Below are 15,444 nucleotides of genomic sequence, written 5' to 3' on the forward strand. Positions count from 1 at the left end.
CGCCGCCAGCAGCACCACAAGGGCCACAAGGTAGGCAAGCAGCTGCGTCGGGATATGTACGAGACTGTCCAGCCAGTTCTTAATAAACTGGGTAATTACGCCGGTGCAGGCCATGCACCCCGCAAAGGTTGCGATATATTCCCATGTGAAAAACTCTTTAAAATCCACTCTGTTCCTCCTTATATAGTCTCATTTGCCCTCTCCTGACCTTACTGGACGAGGTATTGAGACCAGATGCCACAATTGCCAAACCTGTTTTCTTTTCTGCCAGTTTTCCGGATCCTTTATGCAGTCTCCGGCATATCTCCGATAGTTTCCACTGCAATTCACTCACTATCCTGTCCAATACGCCCAGTTCATTTGTTTTTATGCCTCGCATCCTTCACCACCTTTCACCCATACCTTTAAGTAAAGGAAAAGTTGCGTGAAAATGCAAATCACAAACGCAAATCGCGTATTGGGATGGAAGCGCCAGGGACACGGATTATCCTGTGCGCAAATTTGGTATTATTCCTCACTCAGCAGAAAGACGGCAACGCCGGCACATCTGCCCGGCCATGAAAAAAAACGCTTAGAACAGTTTTCTAAGCGTTTTTTTGCTGGCGGAAGCATGTGGGAATCGAACCCACCCGGGCAGTTATAACCACCCGCATCGGTTTTGAAGACCGAGGGACACACCAGCGCCCATCTGCTCCCATCTCGGACGGTTATTTCAGTCTACGAACGTCCCCGTCCCTCACAGTATAGCCGATTTCGTCAAAATATTCCAGTATCGCCTGGGTATATTTGCGAGAGGCTCCCAATGCATCGCGCAATTCGCTAAGCCGAACGCTTTCCTGCCGCTTTGTGAGCGTTTCAAACTTTTCCTTGGCGCAATCAACCGTTTCCCGCAAAAAGAAAAGCTCCGGGCCCACACAGATCAGCTCCCCGTCCCGTCTCAGCAGCTCCAGCATCCGAAAAACCATTTCCGGTGCAATTCCGGTTTTTTCCGCCAGGCTGGCGGGCGCAGGTGGCGCAAACCCGGCAGCACGATAGGCGGCAAAGAGTTTTTCGCGCGCCGAACTGCCCGCATCGGTTTGCAGCGGCACAAATTCAGGCAGAGCAGCAGCGGCATCACGCCGGACTATCATCCCTTTTTCCAACAGCGATTCCATCAGCGCAGCCGGAAAACATTTCTGCATTTCAGACAGCGGGAATCCATCTGACAAGGGATGCTCCAGATGATAAGCGGCAAGCGCCTTCAGGATTGCCTGTCCGCTTTCCGCCATCAGCGCGGGCGTTCCCACAAGTCCGCCCGTTTCCATGATCATTCCACGATCCAGCAAGACCTGCCATGCCTCGTCAAACGCGGCGTCTGCACAGTGAAGGAACCGCTCCCGGAGATCCCGCCGCGTATAAAGCGCGTGGGACAGCTCATAGACGAGCTGATCTGAAAGCGTCCCATTTCTGTAACAGTGCAGGCGGGACAGCACTTCCGGATCCGACCGCTTGTGTTTGTTCGGACAGGCGTCAAGCACGATGCCTCCGCCAACCGTCAGGAGCGGTGAATAAAAGCGCACCACAAACCGGTCGCCGTACTGCGCCGCTACCGGCTGCTCCAGCCGCAATTGCGCATAGGCGGATTCTCCCGGATACAGCATATCCTGATCCAGAAGGATCAGCCGGCAGACCACGCTAGCCGTCCCAATCGCCAAATGCAGCCTGGAGCCGTGATGCAGGATGTGCGCCGTGGGGAGCGCGTCCAGCCGGACGTCGAGCCGTGTACAGCTCAACACCCGGCAGGCCAGCAGGCTGCCGCGACCGATATTCTCGCGTTTGATCCCACCGAGGTTCGCGGCAGCCCGCTGGCCTGCAAAGACGGCAGCGACATCTGTACCGCCGCTTTGCAGGCCGCGCACCCGTGCTTCGAGTCCCTGGGGACAGACCACGACCGGGTCGCCGACCGAAAGGGTTCCGCCAAGTACCGTCCCGGTGACCACTGTCCCAAATCCATCCACCGTAAATACCCGGTCAACCGGCATCCGAAACGGGCGGCCGCTGCCGCGTTCCGGACACTTTCCCACTGCCAGCAGGAGCGCTTCCCGCAATGCAGAAATCCCCATACCGGTGACAGCAGAAACCTCCATCACCGGCGCTTTCTGCAAAAAGCTGCCTGCAAAGGCCTCCCGCAGATCCTCCTTTGCCAGTTCTAGCGTCTCCTCATCCACAAGGTCGCACTTTGTCAATGCGACCACGCCATGCTGAACGCCGAGCAGCGTCAGGATGTCCAAGTGTTCCCGCGTCTGCGGCATCACGCCCTCGTCAGCCGCGACCACCATCAGCGCAAGATCGATCGCGCCTGCGCCAGCCAGCATATTGCGGATAAATTTTTCGTGCCCGGGCACATCCACGATTCCGGCAATGGTCCCTCCCGGCAGCACCATCTGTGCAAATCCAAGGTCAATCGTAATCCCCCGGCGCTTTTCCTCCGCGAGCCGGTCGGTGTCCGTGCCGGTCAATGCTTTGACGAGCGCCGTCTTGCCGTGATCGATATGTCCCGCCGTCCCGATCATCACATGTTTCATCCCATCACCCCAGGCTTTTCGCCAGCGCCGCCGCGACCGCTTCAAAATCCGACTCCGAAATCGTGGCGGGGTCAAACAGCAGCTCCCCGTCAAAAATCCGCGCAATCACCGGAGGATTTGCGTTTCGCAAAAGCGCCTCCAATTGTTCGACCGCGCATCTATGCGGACACACCGCCACAGCAAATCCGTCAAGCAGCTGGCCCGGCGCCGCCCCGCCGCCCACCGGCCGCTGCTGCGGCACCACCCGCGTGCCGCAATCCGCGCCGGATTCCACGATTTCCCGGCAAAGGGCCTGCGCCTGGCGCCGCAAGGACTCCGATACGGCGCTCAGAGACGCCAGCACAGGGATTTCTTCCTTTGCACGTTTTGGGTTCTCATAGAGCCGCAGGGTCGCTTCCAGCGCGGCCAGCGACAGCTTATCGATGCGCAGGGCCCGCGCAAGCGGATGGCGCTTCATCCGCGCGATCAGTTCCTTTTTGCCAAGCAGGATACCCGCCTGCGGGCCGCCGAGCAGCTTGTCCCCGGAAAAGCAGACCAAATCCGCGCCATCGCGCAGCGTCTGCGGCACGGTCGGCTCCCCTGAAAACGGATACTCGGAAGCCTCAAGCACTGCGCCGCTTCCAAGATCAGCCAATACCGGTAAATTGTGTTTTGCGCCGAGCGCGGTAAGTTCCCGTACCTGTACCGACGCGGAAAACCCAATCACCCGGTAGTTGCTCGTATGCACTTTGAGCAGCATCCCTGTCTGTTCATTGATGGCGTTCTCATAATCGGAAAGCCGCGTCTTGTTGGTCGAGCCAACCTCGCAAAGCGTTCCGCCGCTCTCCGCCATGATATCGGGGATTCGGAATCCGTCCCCGATTTCCACAAGCTCCCCGCGCGAAACGACAATTTCCTTTCCTTTTGAAAAGGTTGAAAGCGCAAGCAGCAGTGCCGCCGCGTTATTGTTCACCACAAGCGCCGCCTCGCTGCCACAGAGTGCGCAGAGCAGCGGCTCGACAAACGTTCCCCTGCTGCCGCGCTCACCGCTCGGCAGATCGTACTCCAAATTTAAATAACCGGCCGCGGCTTCCAGCGCTTTTAGCGCTTTTTCCGCCAGCGGAGCGCGCCCAAGATTGGTGTGCAGCGCGACGCCGGTCGCGTTGATCACCCGGCGCAGGCCGCTTTCCCGCGCCTTTTTCAGAGCTTCAACCGTTTGTTTTTCCAGCGCTTCCATCGATGGGATTTCCCGCACTTCCCCTGCGAGCAGTCCGGCGCGCAAGCTGTCCAGAACCTGCCGCACCGCTTTGCGCACCGCGGTATGTCCAAAGCTTTCACACGCTTCGCGGACTGCTTCCCGCCGGAGCAACAGGTCGACCTGCGGAATTTTCTGCAAAAGCGCCCGTTTTTCATCCATATGACGTTCCCGTCCTTTCATCCGCTTGTTTTTTATTTTACTTTATGGCGCGATGGTAAAGGGAGCCCTATGCGTTGTCTATCAGAAGGCCGGAAAGGCCCGGAAAGGGCCCGCTGTCTAGCGGGCCCTTTCCGGGCCTTTGGCTGGGATGGAAAAAGAAACGCGTACCCGGCGCCGGAGGCAAGATTCCGGTACCGGCGCGGGAAGAAAGCGGGTTCAGCCCGCCGCAATCACGGTGCCGGTCCTTCCAGCAATGCCGTCCTTTGCTTTTTCAAGCAGGGTAATCAGCGCTGTGCGCCCAGGTTTCGATTCCGCGAACTCGACGGCGGCCTGTACCTTCGGCAGCATCGAGCCCGGTGCAAAATGCCCCTCGCCCATATACTTGCGGGCTTCCTCCGGAGTGATCGAAGAGAGCCACTTCTGGTCGGGCTTGCCGAAATTGACAGCGACCTTCTCGACCGCGGTCAGGATGATCAGGCAGTCGGCATCGAGCTGCTGCGCAAGCCGGCAGGATGCGAAATCCTTGTCTATCACCGCGGAAACGCCCTTGAGGTGATGCCCTTCCGAGCAGAATACCGGAATCCCGCCGCCGCCGCAGGCGATGGGGATATGTCCAGCCGAGGCCAGCGCCTTGACCGTTTCGATCTCAACAATTCCCTGCGGCTTCGGAGAAGCCACCACGCGGCGGTACCCGCGCCCGGAATCCTCCTTGATGACCCAGCCCTTCTCAGCGGCGGCCTTGTCAGCCTCCTCTTTGGTCATGAACGCGCCGATCGGTTTGGTCGGATTTTTGAACGCTTCGTCCTCCGGATCGACAATCACCTGGGTCAGCACGGTGCAGACCCCTTTTTCGATTCCGCGGTCGAGCAGTTCTTCACGCAGGGCGTTTTGCAGGTCGTAGCCGATGTAGCCCTGGCTCATCGCGGTGCAGACCGAGAGCGGCGCGAGCGTCTGTTTCGGGTCGCTTCGCACAAGCTCGGCCATCGCTTTCTGGATCATGCCGACCTGCGGGCCGTTGCCGTGCGAGATGATGACCTCGTGTCCCTCCTCAATGAGGTCCACAATGGCTTTCGCCGTATATTTCACCGCGACCATCTGCTCCGGCAGGTTATTGCCGAGCGCGTTGCCGCCCAGAGCAATCACGATTTTCTTTCCCATGTAAGCTGCCTCCTTTTCAATCTAAAGCACCGAAATCCTCCCCGGCGGCTTTGCCCGGGAAATGGCAAGGCTCACCTGCACAAAGTTTTCACAGATACAGGTGAGCCAGCGCCGGAAAGGATCTATTGGAAGGTAATGTGGGTGGGCTTATTTCTGGAACCAGCGGTCGGCTCCACGTTCCTCAAGCGCCTTGAGGGTCGCCTGCGGGTCCTTGGTCTTTGCGAGGAAGATCATCGCGGCGATGATGTACGGTTTGAAAGAAGCTTCCTTATAGAGCGGGGTGCGGTAACGGTCGAACACCGAAGCCTCGACTTCACCGTCCTTGCAGGAGACGTCGTTGATATCCGCCGGCAGGCAGTGCATGTAGATCGCTTTGCCGTCCTTGGTGGTCTTCATCAGCTCTTCGGTGCAGCACCAGTCCTTGTGATTCGCGTTCTGTGCGAGCAGCTCCTTCTCAAGCGCCTTGATGCCGTCGGAATCTCCCGCGCCATAGAGGTTGGTGCGCTTTTCCATCGCGGCAAACGGCGCCCAGCTCTTCGGATAGACGACATCCGCGTCCTTGAAGGCTTCGGCCATCGAGTTGACCTTTTTGAAGCTGCCGCCCGAAGCCTCCGCGTTCTTTTTGGCGACCTCCTCGACCTCGGGCATGACCTCGTAGCCTTCCGGATGCGCAAGCACCACGTCCATGCCGAAGCGGGTCATGAGGCCGATGATGCCCTGCGGGACCGAAAGCGGCTTGCCATAGGAGGGGGAATATGCCCAGGTCATGGCGATCTTTTTGCCCTTGAGGTTCTCAATGCCGCCGAATTCGTGGATCAGGTGCAGCGCGTCGGCCATCGCCTGGGTCGGGTGGTCGATATCGCACTGGAGGTTCACAAGGGTCGGGGTCTGCTCGAGCACGCCGTCCTTGTGGCCCTGGCGGACCGCCTGGGAGAATTCGTGCATATAGGCGTTGCCCTTGCCGATGTACATATCGTCGCGGATGCCGATCACGTCGGCCATGAACGAAACCATGTTCGCGGTCTCACGGACGGTTTCGCCGTGCGCGATCTGGCTTTTGCCCTCGTCGAGATCCTGCACTTCGAGGCCCAGCAGGTTGCAGGCGGAAGCGAAGGAGAAACGGGTGCGGGTGGAGTTGTCGCGGAAGAGCGAGATGCCAAGGCCGCTCTCGAAGATCTTGGTGGAGATGTTATTCTCCCGCATGTAGCGCAGCGCGTCGGCAACGGTGAAGATCGCTTCGAGCTCGTCGTTCGTCTTTTCCCAGGTGAGGAAGAAGTCGTTCTCGTACATCTCTTTGAAGTTCAGCTTGTTGAGTTTGTCAATATAGGCCTGCAATTTCTGATCCATTTCTCATTACTCCTTTATTTCTTCTCGGCTTCGGTGTCCGCGGATCTTATTTGCTCTCAATGTAAGCGGTCGGCAGGGCGGCATAGACGGCCGCGCAGCGGACCAGGTCGGTCTTCCAGGTGATCTCGTTGGGGGCGTGGGCCTGCGCTTCCGCGCCGGGGCCGAAGCCGATGCAGGGGATGCCGTTGCGTCCCATGATGGTGACGCCATTGGTGGAGAAGGTCCATTTGTCGGTCAGCGGGCGGGCTTTGCGCGCCGCTTCGATCTCCGGGGTGGGGCCGACGCGGCTGTCGCCGTAAAGGCCCTTGTAGGCGGTCTCCATCGCCCTGGTGACCTTGTGATCCTCCGGGATGACCCAGGTCGGGAAGTAGCATTCGATCGGATAGACGCAGCCGGTGTAGGACGGGCGCTCGTAGGTATACATCGAAACCTTGACGTCGTCTCCGTATTTTTTGACGGCCGGCAGTGCGCGGATCTCCTCAAGGCAGCTCTCCCAGGTCTCGCCCGCGGTCATGCGGCGGTCGAGCGACACGGCGCAGGAATCGGCGACCGCGCAGCGGGAAGGAGAGGTGAAGAATATTTCGGAGGTGGTGACGGTGCCGCGGCCAAGAAAGCGCGCTTCCTTCCACTGGTTGTTGTATTTCTCGTCGAGCATCTTGACAAGGCCCTTGATCTCGGTGCCCTCGTCCGCGTCGTTCTCATTGAGCGCGCGCACATCCTGGAGGATATCGGCCATCTTGTAGATCGCGTTGTCGCCGCGCTCCGGCGCGGAGCCGTGGCAGGAAACGCCCTTGACGTCGATGCGGATCTCCATGCGCCCGCGCTGGCCGCGGTAGATGCCGCCGTCGGTCGGCTCGGTCGAGACGACGAACGCCGGGCGGACATTGTCCTCGCGGATGATGTACTGCCAGCAGAGGCCATCGCAGTCCTCCTCCTGGACAGTGCCTGTCACCACGACGCGGTAGTCGTCGCTCAGCATCCCGAGATCCTTCATGATCTTCGCGCCGTAGACCGCCGAAACGATGCCGCCGAGCTGGTCGGACACGCCGCGGCCGCCGATTTCATCGTCGTTTTCATAGCCCTCGTAGGGGTCGAAGGTCCAGTTGGATTTGTTGCCGACGCCGACCGTATCGATGTGGGCGTCAAAGCCGATCAGGGTTTTTCCAGTGCCCATATAGCCGAGGACGTTGCCCATCGGGTCGATGACCACTTCGTCGAAGCCGACCTTGCGCATCTCCTGGGCAATGCGGTCGATGTGTTCTTTTTCGCCGCAGCTTTCGCCCGGGAACTTGACGATGTCGCGCAGGAATCTGGTCATATCCGCGCGATACCCTTCGGCGGCTTCTTTGATCTTACTGAAATCCATAATGCTTTCCTCCACTTTCTATCTATGCAGTCAGAATCCGTTCTGTATTCCATGCCGTTTTATTTGGACGGATGATCCCCGTTCCATACCACTTTGCGGTAGTTCTCCGGGTCGGTGTCGCCCTCGGTGGAGAACATGATGATCCTGCTGTCCTTATCCAGACCGATCTTTTCACGCAGCTCCTTGTAATCCTCGCTTTCCATCAGCGTCGCGATGAGGCCCATGCCGACCGCGCCGGACTCGCCCGAGATGACCTGCGGGTCGCCTTTGCAGGGCGCGCCCAGCATCCGCATGCCTTTGGCGGAAACCCAGTCGGGGCAGGAGACGAAGAAGCTCGAATGGTTCTTGAGGATCTCCCACGAAAGGGTGTTCGGCTCGCCGCAGGCAAGTCCCGCCATGATCGTCTGTAAGTCCCCGTCCACGATGCGCGGGTTGCCGTCGCAGGCGACCGCGCCTTTATAAAGGCAATCGGCGGCCTGGGCTTCCATGATGACGGTGGTCGGGGTGTTGTCCGGGAAGAGGTTTGCGAAATACCCCTGCACCGCTCCGGCGAGGCTTCCGACGCCCGCCTGAATAAAGATGTGGGTCGGGCGCTCAACGCCGGCGGCCTTGAGCTGTTCGGCGGCTTCCGAAGCCATTGTGCCGTAGCCCTGCATGATCCAGGCCGGGATTTCCTCGTAGCCGTCCCAGGCGGTGTCCTGCACCATGACACCGTGTTCTGTCTTTTCGGCCAGCGCGTTTGCGCGGCGCACGCACTCGTCATAGTTGACCTCTTCGATGGTGACCGCGGCGCCTTCGGCGGCGATGTTGTCGAAGCGGGTCTTGGTGCTGCCCTTGGGCATCAGCACGACCGCTTTCTGGCCGAGTTTGTTGGCCGCCCACGCCACGCCGCGGCCGTGGTTGCCGTCGGTGGCGGTGAAGAAGGTCGCCTGGCCGAAATCCTTTTTGAGTTCCGGCGAGGTGAGATAATTGTAATCGACGTCGGCCACGTCGCGGCCGAGCTGTTTTGCTATGTAACGGGCCATCGCAAAGGAACCGCCGAGCACCTTGAAGGCGTTGAGCCCAAACCGGTAGGACTCATCCTTTACGAAGATGTCGCCCACGCCCAGGACCGAAGCCATCTTCTGAAGCTGAGCCAGCGGGGTGACCGAATACTGCGGGAAACTCTGGTGGAAGTTTCGGGCCTTGGCCACATTTTCCAGCGCCATAATCGAAAGCTGTTTGTCTTCGCTTTTCGGCATCCGGTTGGCCGCCCATTTGATCTGTTCCATTTGCAACCTGCCTCCTGTATCTGAATCGTTTATTTGGTTTCTAACCCCATCATAGCATAGAAAAACGTTGTGTCAATGGGTTTTCTCAAAAAAATTTGTGTTAACTAAAAATTTTTTAGTTTTTTGTGCACTTTTCTCATTACTTTCGCTTGATTATTTATTTTTTTAATGTTAGACTTATAAAAGTAATACTTATATTTTGGCATTCCGCCCTGAAATGTTAAAAATTTGGCTAAGCGTTCCCTTTTGGATCACCATCACTTTTCTAAAAGAATGCTGGCGTACCAAAAAATTATTATGTATGTGCCGCCGGCGCGAATGGAGGACCCCCAGATGTATGAATTTATTGTAAATGGAAAAAGACAGCAGACCGAAAAGGATGAAAAGCTCCTTGGCTATCTGCGTGAAACGCTCCGGCTCACCTCGGTAAAAAACGGCTGTTCGGAAGGCGCCTGCGGCACCTGCATGATTCTGGTCGACGGCAAGCCCACCAAGGCCTGCATCCTTTCTACCGCACGGGCCGCCGGCAAATCGATCGTCACGCTTGAGGGGCTTTCCGTCCGCGAGAAGGATGTCTACGCCTACGCCTTCGCGCATGCGGGCGCCGTACAGTGCGGTTTCTGCACGCCCGGCATGATCATCAGCGCGAAGGGGCTCATCGACCGGATCCCCGCCCCTACCCCCGCCGAGGTCAAGGACGCCATCAAAAACAATATATGCCGCTGCACCGGCTATAAGAAGATTGAAGAGGCGATCCTGCTGGCGGCAAAGCTTTTCCGGGAGGATGCGCCCGTACCGGCACACGACTTTTCCGGCATCCTCGGGGAAAACATCCACCGGGTCGACGCGCACGACAAGGCGCTCGGCATAGCCCAGTACGCCGACGACCTCCAGCTTCCCGGCATGCTTTACGGCGGCGCGGTGCGCTCACAGTTTCCACGCGCGAAGGTCCTCTCGATCGATACCGACGCGGCGAAGGCGCTGCCCGGCGTGGAGCTGGTCGTCACCGCCTCCGGGCTGCCCGGCAAGGGAAAGGTCGGGCACCTCAAAAAGGACCAGTATGTGCTGGTTCCCGTCGGGGAGGAAACCCACTTCCTCGGCGATCCGATCGTGCTGATCGCCGCGCGCGACCGCGAAACCCTGAACCAGGCGCGCGAGCTCGTCAAGGTGGATTATCAGGAGCTGACCCCGGTCTGCTCGCCGCGCGAAGCGATGGCGCCGGACGCGCCGCAGCTTCAGGAGGGCGGCAACCTGCTGGCGCATGAACGCCTTGTGCGCGGAAACGCGGATGCAAAGATTGCCGCATCCAAATATGTGGTCACTACCAAATATATCACCCCGCCCACCGAGCACGCCTTCCTCGAGCCGGAAACCGCGGTCGCGGCCCCTGAAAATGGCGGCGTGGTGATCTATTCGGGCGACCAGGGCATCTACCAGACCAAGAAGGAATGCGCCGAAGCGACCGGCCTGCCGCCTGAAAAGGTGCGGGTAGTCGCGAAGATGGTCGGCGGTGGATTTGGCGGCAAGGAGGACATGAGCGTCCAGCATCATGCCGCCATCCTCGCCCTGCTCACCAAAAAGCCGGTCAAGTTCTCGCTCACCCGCAGGGAGAGCATTGTCTGCCATCCGAAACGTCATGGCTTCGAGATGGAGTTCACCACTGCCTGTGACGAAAACGGCCATCTCACCGCCATGAAGGCGACGCTCGTTTCAGATACCGGCGCGTTCGCCTCGCTTGGAGGCCCGGTTTTGCAGCGCGCCTGCACCCACGCGGCCGGCCCCTACAATTACCAGGACATCGACATTGACGGCAAGGCCTATTACACCAACAATCCGCCCTGCGGCGCGTTCCGCGGCTTCGGGGTGACACAGAGCTGCTTTGCGACCGAATGCAACCTCAACCTGCTCGCGGAAAAGGTGGGAATCTCGCCGTGGGAGATCCGCTACCGCAACGCGATCCGCCCCGGGCAGGTGCTTCCGAACGGGCAGATCGCGGACGATTCGACCGCGCTGGTTGAGACGCTTGAAGCGGTGAAACCGTATTACGACGCGCACCCGAAAGCGGGCATCGCCTGCGCGATGAAAAACAGCGGCCTCGGCGTGGGCATTCCCGATACCGGCCGCTGCCGCCTGACTGTGGAGAACGGCAAGGTGCATATCCATTCGAGCGCGGCCTGCATCGGACAGGGCATGGGTACCATCGTCACCCAGATCGCCTGTGAAACGACCGGACTGCCGCTTGAAAAGGTGGTTTACGACACCCCCGACACCGCCGATTCCCCTGATGCTGGAAACACGACCGCCTCCCGCCAGACCCTTTTTACGGGCGAAGCCACCCGGCGCGCCTGTCTGGCGCTCATGCAAGCCAAAGGCGACCGGCCGCTGGAAGCGCTCAATGGGCAGGAATTTTTGGGGGAATATCTCGGCGTCACCGACAAGATGGGCTCCGACAAACCCAATCCTGTCAGCCACATCGCCTACGGCTACGCCACCCATCTGGTGGATCTTGACGAGGATGGTAAACTGAAATTGGTACTTGCGGCGCACGACGTGGGGCGCGCGGTCAACCCGGTCAGCATCGAAGGGCAGATCGAAGGCGGCGTGGTGATGAGCCTTGGCTATTCGCTCACCGAGGATTATCCGCTCGACCACGGCCGTCCGACCGCCAAATACGGAACGCTTGGGCTTCTGAAATCCACCCAGACGCCCGACGTGCGGGCAATCATTGTGGAAAAGAATCATTCCGAACTTGCCTGCGGCGCGAAAGGTATCGGCGAAATCTGTTCGATTCCGACCCCGCCCGCCGTCCAGCTCGCCTACTACAATTACGACGGGAAGTTCCGCAACACTCTGCCGCTGGAGGATACCCCCTACAGCCGCAAAAAGAGATAAAACCCACCGTATTCAGGAGGTGTCCCATGGCGCTCAGGCTTGCCTGCATCTTTCTCGCTTCCGGCCATTCCAAACGTTTTGGCGGCAACAAGCTGCTCGCTGATTATAACGGCAAACCGATGGCCGACCATATCTTTTCCAGATTCCCGTCTGAATTGTTCAATCAGGTGGTGGCCGTCACGCGCTATGCGAATGTTGCAGTTTCAGCCGCGCAGCAGGGCTTTACCATCGCGGAAAACGACGACACGACAGATGATATCGCCAAAACGATCCGACTCGGCCTCGCGGCGCTCGCGCCCGGCGCCGACGGCTGCATGTTTTCGGTCTGCGACCAGCCGGCACTGTCCGCCGAAAGCATCGAAAAGCTTGTGCGGGCGTTTTCCGCCGCGCCGGAGCGTATCATCGCGCTGGGGCATAACGGAAACCGCGGGAATCCGGTCTTTTTTCCCGCCGCCCTCTTCCCGGAGCTTGCCGCCCTGGAGCCAAATCAATCGGGCGGCGCGGTCATCAAGCGGCACAAGGCCCTCCTGGATATCGTGGAGGCCAACGATCCGCTTGAACTTTGCGACGTTGACTACCGCGCCGACCTCCCCAATAAATAAAAACGCCAAAAGCCCCGGCAGCAAAGCTGCCGGGGCTTTTCCTTTTAGAAATATTCACTTTCGTCGCGCGGAACATAAACGCCTTTGCGTTCCATAAGTACCTTTCCGCCGGCGGCCACCAGCTGTCCGCGCAGAAAGACCGCCTTTGCTTTTCCCTGCATCCGCATACCTTCATACGGGGTATAGTCGACCTTCTGCTCCATATCAGCGGCCGTGATTGTCCAGCAGCACGCGGGGTCCCACACGACGATGTCCGCATCCGCGCCTGGTGCGATCAAGCCCTTTCTGGGATACATGCCAAAAAGCCGGGCGGTATTTTCAGAGAGCATCGCGGCCATCTGGTTTTCGGTCATCCGCCCCGCCGCCACGCCGAGCGTGTACATCACGGCAGGCCGGTGTTCGATGCCGGGCAGGCCGTTGGGAATTTTGGAAAAATCCTCCCGGCCCAGTTCCTTCTGCCCTTTCCAGTTGAAAGAGCAATGGTCGGTGGAAACCGTATCAATTTCACCTTTTGCGAGCGCGTCCCACAGCGCCCGCTGATCATATGGCTTACGCACCGGCGGCGAGCAGACGTATTTCGCGCCCGCAAAGTCCGGCAAGCTGTAAACGTTATCGTCAAATACGAAATATTGCGGACAGGACTCGATATAGACCTTTTGCCCGCGCGCGCGGGCCCGCAGCGCCTCTTCGAGCCCCATCCGGGTGCTCAAGTGCACGATGTTGACCGGCACGCCCGCTGCTTTCGCAATATAGCAGTAGCGCGCAATCGCTTCAGCTTCGACAAAATCCGGACGGGACAGCGGGTGGTATTCCGTTGAGAGGTTGCCCGCGCGGCGGTTTTCAGCGATCATTTCGTTGACCAGATCGCCGTTCTCGCAGTGAACGCCCACGATGCCATGCAGCTGGCCAACCCGCTTCAGGATCTCATAAAGTTGGCCGTCGCTGATCCGCAGATTATCATAGGCAAGGTAGCACTTGAACGAGGTCACGCCCTGCCGCGCCATCTCGTCAAGCTCCCGCGAAACCATTTCATTCCAGTCGGTGATTGCCATATGGAAGCCATAGTCGCAGGAGGATTTTCCGTCGGCCTTGCCATGCCAGACGTCCAATGCGTCGCAGAGCGTCCCGCCGCGGTCCTGCGTTGCAAAGTCAAGCAGCATCGTCGTTCCACCCGCGGCGGCGGCACGCGTGCCGCTCACAAAATCGTCCGCGGTGAGCGCCGCGCCGGTATCCATATCGAGATGGGTGTGCGCGTCGATAAAGCCCGGGAACAGTTTGCAGCCGGAGGCATCGTAAGTTTCACATCCCTTTGCCGCCAGATCCCGCCCGACAGCGGAGATCCTCCCTTCTGTGATCCGCACGTCAGCTTCATAACTCTCCCGCGGCGTCACAACTGTGCCGCCCCGAATGATCAGATCCATAAAACATCTCTCCTTTAAAACGGCTTCAAGGGACGGGGGAAAGTCCCCGTCCCTGAAACGATAGCAGATCAGAACAGATATTGACGCTGGCCCCAGGCAGCCGAAATCAGACGGCAGATATCCTCTGGAACGGTACATTCCGGATCTCCCAGACTCACGCATTCCACCTGTCCGTCAAGCCGGACACGGTAGGTCTGCTTCTCGCCGTCGAGCAGCAGGAAGCCTTCGTTTTCGCTGTCCGCAAAGTCTTCCTCGCTCCAGAACAGGGTAAATTTGTCCTTATACGGCGCGCTGTCGTACGGGCAGAAGGTCGCGCAGTTGCCGCATTCATTGCACATGCCGTCTACATGGATGATCTGGCGCATGCGTTTGCCGGGCACCGCGACCGTGATATTGGCGCGGTTCGGGCAGACGTCGGCGCAGCATTCGCACACGGTCGCGCACTCGAGGCAGCGGTCGCTTTCCTTACAGGAAGCGCACTCCCCGCAGAGTTTTCCCTTCTTTGCCAGCGCATGCGTGTAATCCGGGCTTACATTGCATTCGGCATAAGCGTCGCAATCCGCGCCGCAGATCGCTTTGGCCGCTTTCGCCGCATCCGCGATTGCCTCGACCACCGTGGCCGGGCCGCGGTTTGCGTCGCCGACAATATAGACGCCCGGAACGCCCGTCTCAAGGTTTTCGTTCACCCTCGCATAGCCGCGTTCGGTGAGCGCAATGCCGTTTTGTCCATAGAACGCGCTGTCCACCTTCTCGCCAACCGCGGCGATGACGGTATCCGCGGGAACGGTGATCACTTCACCGGTATCGACCGGGCGGCGGCGGCCGGATTCATCCGGTTCGCCAAGTTTCATACGATGGCAGGTGAGAACGCCGTCTTTGACGCCGACCGGCGCAAGCAGGTCGCAGAACTGCACGCCATCCGCAATGGCCAAAGCCAGCTCTTCCTCATCGGCGGGCATATACCGCTTGTTGCGGCGGTAGACCAGCCGCACATTTTTGACACCCGGCGCGCGTTTTGCGGCGCGGGCAGCGTCCATGGCGGTGTTTCCGCCGCCGATGACAACAACGTTTTCGCCGAGGTTCACATTGTCTATATCGCTCTTGCACTGCTCAAGGAACGCGATGACATTCATCGCCTCGCCGTATTCGAGCTTCAACACGCCGGGCTTCCAGGCACCGTTTGCAAAGATCACATGGGTAAATCCCTGGTCGAACAGCTCTTTCGCGGAGCTGATTTCCACACCGGTTTCAAACCGCACGCCCAGCGCCTTCACCAGCGCAACGTCATTCTCGATCGCCGCAGTGGAAACCCGAAACGCCGGAATCACATGGCGCACGATACCGCCAAGCTGGCCCCGTTTTTCAAACACGGTGGCCGCCACCCCCGCTTTCGCCAGGAAATAGCCCGCGGCAAGGCCGGCGGGGCC

10 protein-coding genes and 1 tRNA gene are annotated in these 15,444 nt (G+C 59.2%); 2 read left to right on the top strand and 9 right to left on the bottom strand.

The features are described from left to right. Positions 1-600: 600 nt before the first annotated feature. The 7 genes from DWV16_RS09705 to dpaL form a co-directional block, all read right to left on the bottom strand. Positions 601-696, bottom strand: a tRNA-Sec gene (locus DWV16_RS09705). A gap of 11 nt (positions 697-707) precedes the next feature. After that, positions 708-2,564, bottom strand: a complete 1,857-nt coding sequence (gene selB / locus DWV16_RS09710) for a selenocysteine-specific translation elongation factor (RefSeq protein ID WP_118478979.1) — start codon at positions 2,562-2,564, stop codon at positions 708-710. Between the two features lie 4 nt (positions 2,565-2,568). Then, on the bottom strand, positions 2,569-3,960 hold the full coding sequence (gene selA / locus DWV16_RS09715) for an L-seryl-tRNA(Sec) selenium transferase (protein WP_118478981.1): 1,392 nt from the start codon (positions 3,958-3,960) through the stop codon (positions 2,569-2,571). Positions 3,961-4,176: 216 nt separating this feature from the next. Further along, entirely contained in the window at positions 4,177-5,118 is a 942-nt protein-coding gene (arcC, locus tag DWV16_RS09720; RefSeq protein ID WP_066458820.1) for a carbamate kinase, read from the bottom strand. Positions 5,119-5,265: 147 nt separating this feature from the next. Then, complete coding sequence (ygeW, locus tag DWV16_RS09725; RefSeq protein WP_118478983.1) at positions 5,266-6,465, bottom strand: knotted carbamoyltransferase YgeW; 1,200 nt, start codon at positions 6,463-6,465, stop codon at positions 5,266-5,268. Positions 6,466-6,511: 46 nt separating this feature from the next. Beyond that, positions 6,512-7,831 (bottom strand): YgeY family selenium metabolism-linked hydrolase, encoded by a 1,320-nt coding sequence (locus DWV16_RS09730; protein ID WP_118478985.1) that lies wholly within the window; start codon positions 7,829-7,831, stop codon positions 6,512-6,514. Between the two features lie 59 nt (positions 7,832-7,890). Beyond that, on the bottom strand, positions 7,891-9,102 hold the full coding sequence (gene dpaL, locus DWV16_RS09735) for a diaminopropionate ammonia-lyase (RefSeq protein WP_118478987.1): 1,212 nt from the start codon (positions 9,100-9,102) through the stop codon (positions 7,891-7,893). Between the two features lie 333 nt (positions 9,103-9,435). On the opposite strand from dpaL, the gene xdh reads away from it, so the two are divergent. Both xdh and DWV16_RS09745 read left to right on the top strand, forming a co-directional pair. Beyond that, positions 9,436-11,994, top strand: a complete 2,559-nt coding sequence (gene xdh / locus DWV16_RS09740; protein ID WP_118478989.1) for a selenium-dependent xanthine dehydrogenase — start codon at positions 9,436-9,438, stop codon at positions 11,992-11,994. Positions 11,995-12,020: 26 nt separating this feature from the next. Next, the gene (locus tag DWV16_RS09745) at positions 12,021-12,596 is read left to right on the top strand and encodes an NTP transferase domain-containing protein (protein WP_118478991.1); all 576 of its coding nucleotides are present in this window, start codon (positions 12,021-12,023) and stop codon (positions 12,594-12,596) included. A 44-nt stretch (positions 12,597-12,640) separates the two neighbouring features. Here DWV16_RS09745 and hydA read toward each other — a convergent pair whose 3' ends face one another. After that, complete coding sequence (gene hydA, locus DWV16_RS09750) at positions 12,641-14,017, bottom strand: dihydropyrimidinase (RefSeq protein WP_118478993.1); 1,377 nt, start codon at positions 14,015-14,017, stop codon at positions 12,641-12,643. A 68-nt stretch (positions 14,018-14,085) separates the two neighbouring features. Beyond that, a partial coding sequence (locus DWV16_RS19580; RefSeq protein ID WP_243007305.1) for an FAD-dependent oxidoreductase occupies positions 14,086-15,444 on the bottom strand: 1,359 nt, incomplete at its 5' end.

The organism is Anaerotruncus sp. AF02-27 (assembly GCF_003465835.1).
GTDB lineage: Bacteria > Bacillota > Clostridia > Oscillospirales > Ruminococcaceae > Anaerotruncus > Anaerotruncus rubiinfantis.

Excerpts from the sequence above, each read along its gene's own strand:
- selB (WP_118478979.1), bottom strand. The coding sequence starts at position 2,564 with ATGAAACATGTGATGATCGGGACGGCGGGACATATCGATCACGGCAAG.
- selA (WP_118478981.1), bottom strand. The coding sequence starts at position 3,960 with ATGGATGAAAAACGGGCGCTTTTGCAGAAAATTCCGCAGGTCGACCTG.
- arcC (WP_066458820.1), bottom strand. The coding sequence starts at position 5,118 with ATGGGAAAGAAAATCGTGATTGCTCTGGGCGGCAACGCGCTCGGCAAT.
- ygeW (WP_118478983.1), bottom strand. The coding sequence starts at position 6,465 with ATGGATCAGAAATTGCAGGCCTATATTGACAAACTCAACAAGCTGAAC.
- DWV16_RS09730 (WP_118478985.1), bottom strand. The coding sequence starts at position 7,831 with ATGGATTTCAGTAAGATCAAAGAAGCCGCCGAAGGGTATCGCGCGGAT.
- dpaL (WP_118478987.1), bottom strand. The coding sequence starts at position 9,102 with ATGGAACAGATCAAATGGGCGGCCAACCGGATGCCGAAAAGCGAAGAC.
- xdh (WP_118478989.1), top strand. The coding sequence starts at position 9,436 with ATGTATGAATTTATTGTAAATGGAAAAAGACAGCAGACCGAAAAGGAT.
- DWV16_RS09745 (WP_118478991.1), top strand. The coding sequence starts at position 12,021 with ATGGCGCTCAGGCTTGCCTGCATCTTTCTCGCTTCCGGCCATTCCAAA.
- hydA (WP_118478993.1), bottom strand. The coding sequence starts at position 14,017 with ATGGATCTGATCATTCGGGGCGGCACAGTTGTGACGCCGCGGGAGAGT.